15 protein-coding genes and 1 tRNA gene are annotated in these 12,757 nt (G+C 46.6%); 10 read left to right on the forward strand and 6 right to left on the reverse strand.

Annotated features, from left to right (window positions below):
- Nucleotides 1–3 precede the first annotated feature (3 nt).
- Genes M2125_RS07610 through M2125_RS07630 form a run of 5 tightly spaced genes read left to right on the forward strand, consistent with a single transcriptional unit; the run spans nucleotide 4 to nucleotide 4,036 of the window.
- A complete protein-coding gene (locus tag M2125_RS07610) occupies nucleotides 4–780 on the forward strand; it encodes an SURF1 family protein (RefSeq protein WP_280742796.1) in 777 nt (258 codons plus the stop codon).
- Nucleotides 773–1,432: a hypothetical protein gene (locus M2125_RS07615; RefSeq protein WP_076023640.1), complete on the forward strand. Its 660-nt coding sequence runs from the start codon at nucleotides 773–775 to the stop codon at nucleotides 1,430–1,432. Before M2125_RS07610 ends, M2125_RS07615 begins: the two co-directional genes overlap by 8 nt.
- Nucleotides 1,429–2,523: a COX15/CtaA family protein gene (locus M2125_RS07620; RefSeq protein WP_277541918.1), complete on the forward strand. Its 1,095-nt coding sequence runs from the start codon at nucleotides 1,429–1,431 to the stop codon at nucleotides 2,521–2,523. The genes M2125_RS07615 and M2125_RS07620 overlap by 4 nt, the downstream gene beginning before the upstream one ends.
- Before the next feature lie 9 nt (nucleotides 2,524–2,532).
- Complete coding sequence (cyoE, locus tag M2125_RS07625) at nucleotides 2,533–3,426, forward strand: heme o synthase (protein WP_076023642.1); 894 nt, start codon at nucleotides 2,533–2,535, stop codon at nucleotides 3,424–3,426.
- Between the two features lie 7 nt (nucleotides 3,427–3,433).
- A complete protein-coding gene (locus M2125_RS07630; protein WP_076023643.1) occupies nucleotides 3,434–4,036 on the forward strand; it encodes an SCO family protein in 603 nt (200 codons plus the stop codon).
- Between the two features lie 4 nt (nucleotides 4,037–4,040).
- On the opposite strand, the gene rpoH is transcribed toward M2125_RS07630, so the two are convergent.
- Together rpoH and ftsY are read right to left on the reverse strand one after the other, a co-directional pair.
- Nucleotides 4,041–4,982 (reverse strand): RNA polymerase sigma factor RpoH, encoded by a 942-nt coding sequence (gene rpoH / locus M2125_RS07635; protein ID WP_277541922.1) that lies wholly within the window; start codon nucleotides 4,980–4,982, stop codon nucleotides 4,041–4,043.
- Between the two features lie 90 nt (nucleotides 4,983–5,072).
- Complete coding sequence (gene ftsY / locus M2125_RS07640) at nucleotides 5,073–5,963, reverse strand: signal recognition particle-docking protein FtsY (protein ID WP_277541924.1); 891 nt, start codon at nucleotides 5,961–5,963, stop codon at nucleotides 5,073–5,075.
- Nucleotides 5,964–5,982: 19 nt separating this feature from the next.
- Here ftsY and M2125_RS07645 point away from each other — a divergent pair, with 19 nt between their 5' ends.
- From M2125_RS07645 to M2125_RS07665, 5 genes are read left to right on the forward strand one after another with little or no spacing between them, the layout of a single operon-like run.
- Nucleotides 5,983–7,407 carry a M16 family metallopeptidase gene (locus M2125_RS07645; RefSeq protein ID WP_280742797.1) on the forward strand — a complete coding sequence of 475 codons (1,425 nt, stop codon included), beginning with the start codon at nucleotides 5,983–5,985 and terminating at the stop codon, nucleotides 7,405–7,407.
- Nucleotides 7,404–8,750: a M16 family metallopeptidase gene (locus M2125_RS07650; RefSeq protein ID WP_280742798.1), complete on the forward strand. Its 1,347-nt coding sequence runs from the start codon at nucleotides 7,404–7,406 to the stop codon at nucleotides 8,748–8,750. Before M2125_RS07645 ends, M2125_RS07650 begins: the two co-directional genes overlap by 4 nt.
- 32 nt (nucleotides 8,751–8,782) lie before the next feature.
- Nucleotides 8,783–9,373, forward strand: a complete 591-nt coding sequence (rsmD, locus tag M2125_RS07655) for a 16S rRNA (guanine(966)-N(2))-methyltransferase RsmD (protein ID WP_083657516.1) — start codon at nucleotides 8,783–8,785, stop codon at nucleotides 9,371–9,373.
- 36 nt (nucleotides 9,374–9,409) lie between these two features.
- Complete coding sequence (gene coaD / locus M2125_RS07660) at nucleotides 9,410–9,904, forward strand: pantetheine-phosphate adenylyltransferase (RefSeq protein ID WP_076023648.1); 495 nt, start codon at nucleotides 9,410–9,412, stop codon at nucleotides 9,902–9,904.
- A 28-nt stretch (nucleotides 9,905–9,932) separates the two neighbouring features.
- Nucleotides 9,933–10,202, forward strand: a complete 270-nt coding sequence (locus M2125_RS07665) for a YfhL family 4Fe-4S dicluster ferredoxin (protein ID WP_076023649.1) — start codon at nucleotides 9,933–9,935, stop codon at nucleotides 10,200–10,202.
- On the opposite strand, the gene pth is transcribed toward M2125_RS07665, so the two are convergent.
- The 4 genes from pth to M2125_RS07685 all read right to left on the reverse strand — a co-directional run bounded on the left by pth (nucleotide 10,199) and on the right by M2125_RS07685 (nucleotide 12,757).
- Complete coding sequence (gene pth / locus M2125_RS07670) at nucleotides 10,199–10,789, reverse strand: aminoacyl-tRNA hydrolase (protein ID WP_076023650.1); 591 nt, start codon at nucleotides 10,787–10,789, stop codon at nucleotides 10,199–10,201. The two genes, M2125_RS07665 and pth, sit on opposite strands and share 4 nt — an antisense overlap.
- 94 nt (nucleotides 10,790–10,883) lie before the next feature.
- Nucleotides 10,884–11,516: a 50S ribosomal protein L25/general stress protein Ctc gene (locus M2125_RS07675; RefSeq protein ID WP_280742799.1), complete on the reverse strand. Its 633-nt coding sequence runs from the start codon at nucleotides 11,514–11,516 to the stop codon at nucleotides 10,884–10,886.
- Between the two features lie 136 nt (nucleotides 11,517–11,652).
- Nucleotides 11,653–12,621 (reverse strand): ribose-phosphate pyrophosphokinase, encoded by a 969-nt coding sequence (locus M2125_RS07680; RefSeq protein WP_083657517.1) that lies wholly within the window; start codon nucleotides 12,619–12,621, stop codon nucleotides 11,653–11,655.
- 59 nt (nucleotides 12,622–12,680) lie between these two features.
- A tRNA-Gln gene (locus M2125_RS07685) sits at nucleotides 12,681–12,757 on the reverse strand.

Genomic DNA, 12,757 nt, shown 5'->3' on the forward strand with positions numbered 1-12,757 from the left:
CCCTTGAATATATTCACTAGCCTCATCGGCTCTCGTCTAGTCGCTACTGTATCAGCCCTTTTTGTAATTGGGGTGGGTTGCGCTGCAGGGGTCTGGCAACTAGATAGAGCGCACCAAAAGATGGCCTTGTCGCAAAGCATGGCTGAGCATGCCCAATTACCGCCATTGGCTTTAAATGGCCGCTCTTGGACTCTAGAAGAAGTATTACAACGGCGTGTCGTTGCTAAAGGGCATTACTTGCCCAGTCAAACTATTTGGCTCGATAACCGCCCTCGTCCTATACCAGCAGGTGGTGCTGATAGCGCCGCTCAGTCTGGTTTTTTTGTCATGACGCCCTTTCAATTGCAGGGCAGTGATACTGTGTTGTGGGTAAACCGAGGCTGGGCTCCCCGTAACACTGAAAACCGTACAGAATTACCACCTGTCAGCACCCCCGATGGCCTTGTTGAAGTTGAGGGTATTGCTTTGGCAAATCCAGGCAAGGTGTATGACTTGGGTAAAAATGATGGACCTATTGTCAGGCCCCGGATTGAGCAGAATTTAGATTTAGCAAAAGAAGCGAATTTGCACCAGTGGCAACAGCTGCCATTTATATTGCGCGAAACCAATGTAGATGGCTTGGATGGTTTGGCGAGGAGTTGGGCACCCCCAACAACAGGAGTCGAGCGCCATCATGCTTATGCCTTCCAGTGGTTTGCTTTGGCATTGTGTGGCTTTATTTTTTGGCTGGTGACTGGTTTAAAACAATATCGGCAACAAGGTGGTGATCAGAGTGAATGAAAACGAAGTATTAATTCCGGCATCTCAAATGGATCCTTCGGCAATCAATGCACGCACTAAGCGTGGGCGCATACAAATGCTGTTTTTATTATTGGCCTGCGCTGCCCCAGTACTAGCATCTTATTTTGCTTACTATGTATATAAGCCTGAGGGTGGCAAAACGAATTACGGCACGCTGGTTCAGCCTGTCCAAGAAACCAATCCCGCTTGGTTTGCTTTACCTCTTCAAGGTAAGTGGACTTTAGTGGCAGCTCGTCCAGCGGGCGATTGTACGGTGCAGAATACTAAATGCCTTGAAGCATTATTTTTGATGCGCCAATTGCGCGTAGCAATGGGCAGGGAAAGTAATCGCGTACAACTGCTGTGGGTGAATACCGATGGCAAGCAAGTGGACCCAGAAATAGCCCTTGCCTATGATCATGAAACCGCTGGTTTTACTGTTGAAGATCTGCCATCCAACCCAGAACTTAAAGCGCAGTTTATGCAGTGGCTCAATCACGAAGGTGCAGGACAGCAAATCCAGCTGATCGATCCCAGTGGTGCAAAGATGATGTATTTTCCGGTGACTAATTCTCCTAAGGAGTTTGGCAGCATCAAGAAGGATTTAGAGAAGCTCCTGCGCATTAATTACAAGGGCGAAAAATTGCAATGAGCAGCATTGCTTTATTCCTCGAGCTTGCGGTCATTGCAATTGTCTTTGCAGGCCTGCCTTTGACTTATCTGTGGCAAAAGCGCGAGTATGGTTTTTTTGAAAAACTCAATTGGCTCTTAGTCTTCATGACATTTGATCTGATTGTGTTCGGTGCTTTTACACGTCTGAGTGATTCTGGATTGGGTTGTCCTGATTGGCCAGGTTGCTATGGCACCTCTAATCCATGGCACGCTCTGGGAGATATTCAGGAGGCAAATGCCGCTTTTCCGACGGGGCCTGTATCACTTGCAAAAGCATGGATTGAAATGATTCATCGCTACCTAGCAATGACAGTTGGTACATTAATTGTGGTGCAACTGCTTATGGCGTACAGCAAGGTGAAGTCGCTTGGCACTAAACCACTGTATGGCAGTTTGGGTTTATTGCTCTTGGTCTGTATTCAAGGGGCATTTGGTGCATGGACAGTCACGCTGAAATTGCAACCGATTATTGTGAGCACCCATTTGCTCTTAGCAATTGTTTTGCTTGGATGCTTAACTGCTTACGCAAATCAAGCATGCTTTCATAAAACTGCAGAACCAGCCAATCAAGAGCGCTTGCCAGCTAAGTTACTCGCTGCTGCCTTTGGAGTACTTGGCGTGCAAATTTTCTTAGGTGCCTGGGTCAGTACAAATTATGCCGTGCTGGCTTGTCCTGATTTTCCGACTTGCTTAGGAGCATTTTGGCCTGAAACACAGTGGCAAGAAGGTTTTACGCTGTGGCGACAGTTAGGCCTCACCGCAGGAGGTGAGTATCTCTCTCCGACTGCATTACAGACTATTCATTGGGCGCATCGTCTTTTTGCGGTGCTCGTTTTGCTTGTGCTGACCACTTTGTTTTTCGTTGCACGTCAGTTACCCCAGTTAAAGTCCTTATCCAAATTGCTGTTGGGGCTTTTAATTCTCCAGGTAATTACAGGAATTTCTAATGTGGTCTTTCAGTGGCCATTGTTGGCGGCTTTAATGCATACCGGCGGCGCAGCCGCTTTAGTGTTTTGTTTAGTACGAATGAGTTATTGGGCGAGCTGGAAATCCCCGATTCAATTAAGATAGAAGACCATCATGAGTAGCCCTAATTCCACCGCCGTAGTCCCGATGCCTCGTTGGCGACAATATTGGGTCTTAACAAAGCCTCGGGTCACTCAGTTAGCCGTTTTTTGTGCTGTGATTGGGATGTTTCTTGCCACCCCTGGCATGGTCCCATACCCAATTTTGCTTGGCGGGATTGTTGGTATATGGCTATTGGCAGGCGCTGCTTTTGCAATGAATTGTCTAATTGAGCAGGCAGTTGATGCAAAAATGAAGCGAACATCTTGGAGGCCTTCTGCTACAGGTGAGCTAAAGCCTATTCATATTGTGATTTTCTCGATCATTTTGGGCTCCCTTGGAATGGTCATTTTGTGGAACTTCACCAATCCCTTAACGATGTGGCTGACTGCTGCAACTTTTGTGGGTTATGCGGTGATTTATACCTGGCTATTAAAACCAGCGACTCCGCAAAATATTGTCATTGGTGGATTGTCTGGGGCAATGCCACCAGCCCTAGGTTGGGCCGCAGTTACTAATAGCCTGTCTGCTGAAGCATGGCTCTTGGTGTTAATTATTTTTGTATGGACGCCCCCACATTTTTGGGCCTTAGCTTTGTATCGTCGTGATGACTACGCACAGTCCGGATTGCCAATGCTACCCGTCACGCATGGTGAGCGCTTTACACTACTCAATATTTTGCTTTACACCCTGATTTTGATTGCAGCCACCTTACTTCCATACATCTATGGGATGAGTGGCTTGGTCTATCTGATTGCAGCCGTGCTTTTGGGTTTCATCTTCCTGACTTATGTCATTGCCTTATTTATCTCTTATAGCGATGCCTTGGCAAAGAGGACCTTCCGTTTTTCTATCACTTATTTATCACTCTTATTTGCAGCCCTGTTGATAGATCACTATTTCATTTAAGAAAATAATGAGAAATCCACTCTATCGCCTTGGATCGTTAATCGCCGCCTCTATTTTGGGGCTTGCCCTATTGGGCTGCAGCCCAAAAGCCAGTTTTACGAATGTGGATATCACTGGAAGTACCGCATTTGGTAAAGAATTTAGCTTGCTAGATCCGGATGATAAGACCAGAACATTGGAAGATTTCAAAGGCAAAGTGGTAGTAATGTTTTTTGGTTATACCCAGTGCCCCGATGTCTGTCCAACTACTTTGACAGAGATGGAGCAAGCAATGAACTTGCTAGGGCCCCAATCAAATCAGGTACAAGTTCTTTTTGTGACAGTCGATCCACAGCGAGATACGGCAGCGATACTAAAACAGTATGTACCGGCTTTTGATCCGCGTTTTCTGGGTCTACGACCAGCGGATGATGCTGCTTTAGAAAAGGTTACCAAAGACTTTAAGATTTACTACAAGAAAGTGCCCGGATCGAGCCCGGGTTCATATACCATTGATCACACCGCAGGCAGCTATGCTTTTGACCGTAATGGGCAATTGCGATTATTTATCAAGCATGCGCAAGGTCCGCAGACCTTAGCGCAAGACTTGAAAGAGTTGTTGAAACAGTAAAAAATTAAGCGGCTGGTGCTTGTAGCATCGCCCGCATTTTTTTCAGAGCGGACATCTCGATTTGGCGCACGCGTTCGGCAGAGATGCCGTATTCATCAGCTAAATCATGTAATGTTTTTGTGCCATGACCATCGGCATCCATCGCTAACCAGCGAGATTGCACAATATTTCGGCTGCGCTCATCTAATGCCATCAAGGCGTTGTTTAGCTGAGGTCCTTGGAGTGCATCCGTTTGGGCAGCGGCCATCATTTCAGTAGGCTCCTGAGTGCTATCACTGAGCCACTGAATGGGTGCGTAGGCAGCATCTTCGTCGCTATCATCACTGTCCAGTGCAACATCACCGCCAGCCAAGCGCATTTCCATTTCCCTGACATCGGACCCCTTAACGTCGAGGGCTTTTGCAAGCGCCTCAATTTCACCGGGAGTTAATGCGCTGAGAGTCGGTTTATTGCTGCGTAAATTGAAGAACAACTTTCGCTGTGCTTTGGTAGTGGCAACCTTAACGAGGCGCCAGTTTTTGAGAATATATTCATGAATCTCGGCTTTGATCCAATGAATTGCATAAGATACTAAGCGTGCCCCCTGAGTAGGGTCATAGCGCTTCACAGCCTTCATCAAGCCTACATTACCTTCTTGTATGAGGTCGGCGTGTGGAATACCATACCCAAGATACTGGCGGGCAACGGAGACGACTAAACGTAGGTGTGATAACACCAAGGTTTTAGCGGCATCCACATTTTCAGTGCGACGAAATTCCTGCGCAAGATGGAGTTCTTCAGCAGCACTGAGCATGGGGACGCGATTAACATAATTAATGTAGGCATCGAGTGTGCCAATCCCGAGGGATGGCAACATTGGAAAAGCAAGCGAACCACCAGCAGTCTGCGCTGCTGGCAATGTTTGCCTGGCTTGCACTAGCGGTTTATCAGCTTTCTTTTGAACCATTTTTTTGAATTTTTTAAGTGTGAATAAGTTCCATTTTAGCACTCCTGTTAAGAGACTGCTAATGCTTTTTTACTTTTGCAAGCAACTGATTTAATTGAATAATTCTGCTGAATATTGCTCGGCAGTGAAGGGGACTAGGTCGTCAATTCCCTCACCTTTTCCAAGGGCCAGAATGGCTGGTTTTGGGCCGTCTTTCAGAGTATGGGCAAGGGCGCAGATTACCCCCCCTTTTGCAGTGCCATCGAGCTTAGTCACGATGATTCCGGTAAGACCAAGGGCTGCATGAAATGCCTTGACTTGGCTCAAACCATTTTGTCCAGTGTTTCCATCTAGAACGAGTAAGTTCTGGTGTGGTGCCCCGGGTAGGGCTTTGCCGATGACGCGCTTGACCTTCTTAAGCTCTTCCATCAGGTGGTCTTGCGTTGCCAGACGTCCGGCCGTATCAATAATGAGAATATCGCTTTTGCGTGAGATGGCCGAATGGATGGCGTCATGCGCCACTGCCGCTGCGTCACCACCTTCTTGAGTGATGACATCAACCTGGTTGCGCCCACCCCACTCTTGCAATTGATTGCGTGCCGCAGCACGGAAGGTATCGCCAGCGGCCAATAGGACTGATTTACCCTGCGACTGAAAGAGTCGACATAACTTGCCGATGGTGGTTGTCTTGCCTGCCCCATTCACGCCAATTACCAGCCAAACTTCAGGGCTACCTATTAAGGTATGGGTATATAAGGGGTTGGGTGAGGGCTCTATGGCGCCAAGTAATGCGGCGACCTCTTGGATGAGAAGTTGTTGTAAGTCTTCAGGGGTAGATGCCTTTTCTGACTTTGCTGCTTTACGCAGCTTAATCATCAATTGCTCAGTGGTGGGTAGTCCCACATCACTTTGGATGAGTGTCTCTTCGAGAGTCTCAAACCAAGCTTCGTCAGTTTGGTTGGATTTAAATAGAGAACCGAGGGTTTTACGTAGGCCGAACATAATCGATACAATTTAAAAGATGCATCTTATCAATTTAATTTTTGGAGATACAGTGATCTTACAGATGCGCAGCGTTTTACCGCGGCTTTCTTTGCTTTTCTTGCTCTGTATGCCTTTATTGGCATGCGCTGAAGCAAATCAGACTGCTGATACCCATGAGTACCAACTCTCGAATGGCCTCAAACTCATTGTGAGGGAGGACCATCGCGCTCCTACTGTGGCACATATGGTTTGGTATCGCGCAGGATCAATTGATGAAACCAATGGTCGCACTGGTGTAGCCCATGTCCTTGAGCATATGATGTTTAAGGGTACCGATCAAGTAAAAGCTGGTGAATTCTCCCGCTTAGTTGCTGCCGTGGGAGGGCGCGAGAATGCCTTTACCAATCGTGATTACACCGCCTTCTTTCAGCAGGTTGAAAAATCAAAATTAAACGATGTAATGAAGCTAGAAGCCGACCGCATGTCTAATCTCAATTTTGATGATGCAGAATATGCCAAAGAAATTCAGGTGATCATGGAAGAGCGGCGCTTACGCACCGAAGATAATCCAGCTAGCCTATTAAATGAATCCTTGATGGCAACCGCTTTTATGAGTTCGCCTTATCGTCATCCTGTGATTGGTTGGATGAATGATTTGCAAAATATGAAAGCAGTTGATGCGCGTAACTGGTATCAGAGTTGGTATGCGCCTAATAATGCAGTCGTTGTGATTAGCGGGGATGTTGATCCAGAGCAAACCTTGCGTATGGTCGAGAAATATTATGGCCCTGCTCAGGCACGTGAATTACCGGTTCGCAAACCACAAATTGAGCCACCTCAAAAGGGTATCAAGCAGGTAGAAGTGAAAGCACCTGCTGATAGTTTGCAGCTTGCAATGGCCTGGAAGGTTCCTCGTTTAGAGCCTGGCAAGTTAGATGATGTTGAGCCTTATGCCCTTGAATTACTTGCCGGAGTGCTGGATGGTTATGACAACGCCCGCTTAGATCGAATCTTGGTGAAGCAAGAGCGTGTGGTCAACGATATCAATGTCAGTTATGACATGATTTCTCGTGGGCCAGAATTATTTACGATCAGTGCGCGCGTGGCAAAAGGAAAAACGATTGCACAATCGCAAGCCGCTATTCGCGGGGTCTTGAATGAATTAATGGCAAAAGGTATTTTGGATTCCGAGTTAAAGCGGATTCAGGTCCACCTGCTTTCCGATCAAATTTATAAACGGGATTCCATCTTTGGTCAGGCAATGGAAATTGGCAGTATCGAAATGGCTGGATTCTCATGGCGTGATATCGACACGATTTTGGAAAAAATGCAAACCATCACACCCGAACAAGTTCAAGCGGTAGCAAAAAAATATTTAGTGGATAGCGGCTTGACGATTGCAGTGTTGGATCCTCAAGCTCGCAATACTTCGGATGTCTCGATTAAGGGAGCTACAAAATGAAGCCCCCTTTCTCCGTTAAACAAGCATTTGTTTTTGGGATATTCCTGTTTATTGCTTGGATACACAGTGCATATGCCATCTTGCCCATAGAGCAATTGCCCGCAGTAAATGGTGCGAAAGCTTTTTTAGTTCAAACCAAGGCCTTGCCGATGGTGGATATTGAGGTCAGCATTGATGCAGGCGATCGCTATGATCCAAAGGGTAAGAGTGGCTTAGCCTCGATGACTGCGGAGCTGATGAGTTATGGTGTGCGTGGCGAACAGCACGGATTATCTGAGGCGCAAATTGCTGATGAGATTGCTGATTTAGGTGCAAATATTGCTACCTCAGTGAGTGGTGAGCGTGCAACTTTACGTATTCGCAGCTTAAGTAGAAAAGATTTGCGCGATAGGGCAGTGCAATTAGCGGCTGATATGTTAAGTACCCCGATCTATGATGCAAAAATATTGGCGCGGGAAAAACAGCGTTCTATTACTGGTTTACTCGAAGCAGAAACTAAACCGGATTTTGTACTGGAGCGTCAATTTAGCAAATTGATTTATGGTGACTATCCATTAGCAAATTCGCCCTCGGTTAAATCGATTGCCGCGATTGAGGCCAATGATTTAGTGCGGTTTCATAAACAGTTTTATCGTGGTGAGCGCATGATTGTCAGCATTGTTGGCGATGTGAGCCCTGCAGAAGCTAATGAGGTAGTGCATACCTTGCTCAAAAGAATTCCACCATCAGGGCCAGCGATTCCAGCCCTACCCGCTTTTGCGCGCTCACCTGTAGAGCCATTAGCAGATCGTGAGGTAGATATTCCCTTTGATTCGCAGCAAGCGCATATTGCCATGGGAATGACAGCGATTACTCGCAATAATCCCGATTTCTTCCCGCTCTTGGTGGGTAATTATGTTTTAGGCGGGGGCGGTTTCGTCTCGCGCTTAATGACTGAGGTCCGTGAAAAACGCGGGCTTGCCTATAGTGTCTTCAGTTATTTTGCACCCGGTAAAGATGTGGGTATTTTTCAAGCGGGATTGCAAACAAAGAGTGATCAAGCTTCCTTGGCGCTTGATGTTATGAGTTCAACCATGGCAAAGTTTATTGAGGATGGACCCACCCAATCTGAATTGCTCGCAGCCAAAGCAAATTTGATTAATGGTTATCCGCTGCGCATTGATAACAATCGCAAATTATTGGATACGGTTTCCTCGATTGTTTGGAATGGTCTGCCCTTAGATACGATGGAGACATGGACACAGCAAGTCAATGCCGTTAGCCTTGAGCAGGTTAATGCTGCTTTCCAGAAATACCTTGCGATGGATCGCATGAAAATTGTTGTACTGGGAGCATCCAAATAAATAAGCCTACTAAGGGAACTTCTAAGGGTGTTTTGCAGCCTCCAAAGAAAGTGCGCATTATTGGTGGGATTTGGCGTAGTCGCTTATTATCCGTCATAGACGTGCCTGGATTGCGCCCTAGTACAGATCGTATTCGAGAGACCTTATTTAATTGGTTGGGGCAGGACTTAAGTGGCTTACGCTGCCTCGATTTATTTGCGGGTACTGGCGCTCTCGGTTTTGAGGCAGGATCTCGGCAAGCAGCTTCCGTTGTCTTATTGGAGAAGGATAAGAAGGCCTTTAGTAATTTGCAGGCGAATCTGGCTTTATTGCAATCCTCAGCCGTGCCTGGCACTGTTGAAATACTGCATCGGGATAGTTTTGAGTTTTTGAAAACACAAGGCGATTCCAGCTGCAATTTGATCTTTATCGATCCCCCATTTCAGGATGGGGTGTTACTTGATCGGGCCGTCATTGAGGCGGGTCGGGTTTGTGATGATGCTGCGGGGGGCGGTATTTATGTTGAGTTTCCTGCAAATCGCCCTAGAGGCGATATAGAAGCCTTACTTCCAGGGTGGCATTGTGGAAAGTACTTAGAGGCAGGGCAGGTAAAAGCCTGTCTATTTCGCAGAATAAGGGACTAAACTCTTGCCTGTAGCTGATAAAGCCTTAGGAGAATTATGACTGTCGCTGTATATCCAGGAACGTTTGACCCTTTTACTCGTGGACATGAGGACTTAGTTCGTCGTGCATCGAGTATTTTTGGCGAGCTGATTGTGGGTGTTGCTGACAGTCGCAGCAAAAAACCCTTCTTTACCTTAGAAGAGCGGATTGAAATTGCGAAGGAAGTCTTGGGTCACTATTCCAATGTGAAGATTGTTGGTTTTACCGGCCTACTGAAAGATTTTGCACGTGAACACAATGCACGTGTGATCGTGCGTGGACTCAGAGCAGTATCTGACTTTGAATACGAATTCCAAATGGCGGGCATGAATCGTTACCTATTGCCGGATGTGGAGACATTGTTTCTCACGCCATCTGATCAGTATCAATTTATTTCCGGCACCTTTGTGCGTGAGATTGCCTCCATGGGTGGAGATGTGAGTAAGTTTGTTTTCCCGTCTGTTGAAAAATGGTTGGTGAACAAGGTTGCCGATAGCAATTCAAAGAAATAATTCTTTAAAAAGACACAAGAATCTCAATATGGCTTTAATGATCACAGACGAATGCATCAACTGCGATGTATGCGAGCCAGAATGTCCGAATGACGCCATTTACATGGGCCTAGAGATTTATGAAATAGATCCAGATAAATGTACTGAGTGTGTTGGTCACTACGACGTACCGCAGTGCCGCCAGGTTTGCCCTGTCGATTGCATACCATTTAGCCCGAATCATGTTGAGACTAAAGAGCAATTAATGGCTAAATACGAAGTATTAATTGCAGCAACACGCGCTAAGGCACGTACTTAATTTTTCGAGTGTAGTTCCAACATCGCAGTTTGGGTGTCACCCTTGAGAAATAAGGACAAAATCTGTAAGCCATTTTCGATGCTTTGATCAATGCGCTTTTGTTCCTCTTGTAGGGGCCTTCTGAGAACATAATCTGCCACGTCCATAGGCCTGCCATCGCCAGCAAGATCACGCGGATGACCAATACCTAGGCGTAAACGCCAATAATCAGGCGTTCCTAGGTGTGCCTGAATGTCTTTTAAGCCATTGTGGCCCCCGGTACCTCCCCCCAGCTTCAGGCGAGCTGTGCCAGGCTTGAGGTCAAGCTCATCTTGAACGACTAAAACATCCTTGGGCAAAATTTTATGGAAGCGGCACATTGCTCCAACTGCTTGCCCACTTAAGTTCATATAAGTGCTTGGTTTGAGTAAGAAGATATCTTCAGCTGCCGATTTGGCCTTGGCCGCCTTGCCAGAAAAGCGTTTTTCCGTCTCAAAGCGGGTGCCTAATTGTTTTGCGAGGGCGTCTACAAACCAGAAGCCCGCATTATGGCGGTCCTCTTCGTGTTCATCTCCTGGATTGCCTAAGCCAACAATTAATTTAGTCATAATTTGAGTGTAAGAATAAAAGCATTTCTACAAAAAAGAAAACCCGCGAGTAGCGGGTCTTCTCATTGAAGCAATTGCCTTTAAAGCATCAGGCTTATTTTTTTGCTTCAGCGGCTGGTGCAGCAGCAGCTGCTGAAGGAGCGGCTTCAGCGTCAGCAGCTTTAACAGATGGGATACGTGCGTTAACGAGCACTGGATTCTCTTGCTCAACGTGCAATACCAAAGTCACACCTTTAGGTAATACAACATCTTTAGCGTGGATTGCATGACCCACTTCGATTTTGCCCAAATCTACTTCAATGAATTCTGGCAAATCAGCTGGCAAGCAAGAAACTTCCAATTCGTTCGTAATGTGGCTTAGTGCTGCACCTTGCAATTTAACCGCATCAGATGCGTCTGCATTGGTGAAGTGCAATGGAACACGCATATGAACTTTCTCAGATGCGGAAACACGCTGGAAGTCGATATGCAGTACCAATGGCTTAAATGGATGCATTTGATAATCGCGCAACAACACTTTCTGTGCTTTGCCATCGATCTCAAGATCAAGAATAGATGAGTGAAATGCTTCTTTGCGAAGAGCATGGAATAGCGCATTGTGATCCAACTCAATTGCGAGTGCTGGGTCATTGCTACCGTAAATGATTCCTGGAGTTTTTCCAGAGTTGCGCAGACGGCGGCTCGCACCCGTTCCCTGTACGCTTCTATTAAAGGCTACTACTTTCATATTGAATTCCCAAAATTAAGGTTAATTTCCGTTCGCGACCAAACAGAAAAGCCTTTGATTATAGCGTGGGATTGGATGCTTTTGCCTAAAAAGGCTGGAAAAATACCAAAAAAGGGCTTAATTACTTGTTTTTGGCTTATTCGGCAAACATCGACATCACGGAGTCACCTTTGCTGATGCGGGAAAGCGTTTCAGCGAGGATGGGAGCAACGCTCAGTTGGCGAATCTTACTTACTTTGATTGCTTCCGGAGTCAGGGGAATGGTGTCGGTAACAACCAGTTCATCCAATTGCGAGGCAGCAATTCGAGCAACTGCCCCACCGGAAAGAACGGCATGGGTACAGTAGGCAGTTACACCCTTGGCACCACGCTCTTTCAGGGCTTCAGCAGCCTTGCAGAGCGTACCGCCAGTATCAATAATGTCATCCATGATGACGCAATGGCGTCCTTCTACTTCACCAATTAAGTGCATTACTTCTGAAACGTTTGCTTTTGGGCGACGTTTATCAATAATGGCCAAATCGGTGCCCAATTGTTTAGCCATGGCGCGAGCGCGAACAACACCGCCAATATCTGGCGAAACAATGATTAAATCTTTTTGGGTCTTTTGGGCCTGCAGGTCAGCCAGCAATACGGGAGACGCGTAGATGTTATCAACAGGGATGTCGAAGAAGCCCTGAATTTGGTCCGCATGGAGGTCCATTGTTAATACGCGCTCGACACCAGCGACTGACTGGAGCATGTTCGCAACAATTCGTGCTGAGATGGCAACCCGTGCTGAACGAGGACGGCGATCTTGTCTTGCGTAACCGAAGTAAGGAATCACTGCGGTTATGCGGCTTGCAGATGCTCGTTTCAGGGCATCAATCATGATCATTAATTCCATCAAACTGTCGTTCGTTGGCGCACAGGTTGATTGAATTACCACCACATTTTTACCGCGCACGTTTTCTTGAATTTCTACCTGAATCTCGCCATCGGAGAAGCGGCCGACGAATGCTTTCCCCATGGGGAGGTCGAGCTCTTTAGCAACGGCTTGGGCCAAAACAGGATTTGCATTGCCTGTAAATAGAGTCAATTGGTCAGCATTCATTGTGGCGGACATAGGATATTTGGTATTTTGGTGATATTGAATGGGTGATGTATGTTTGTTTCTACAGTATTTGGCAGGGGAAGAAGGATTCGAACCTTCGCATGCTGGAATCAAAATCCAGTGCCTTAACCAGCTTGGCGATTCCCCT

This window comes from Polynucleobacter sphagniphilus, from assembly GCF_029892205.1.
Classification (GTDB): Bacteria; Pseudomonadota; Gammaproteobacteria; order Burkholderiales; family Burkholderiaceae; genus Polynucleobacter; species Polynucleobacter sphagniphilus.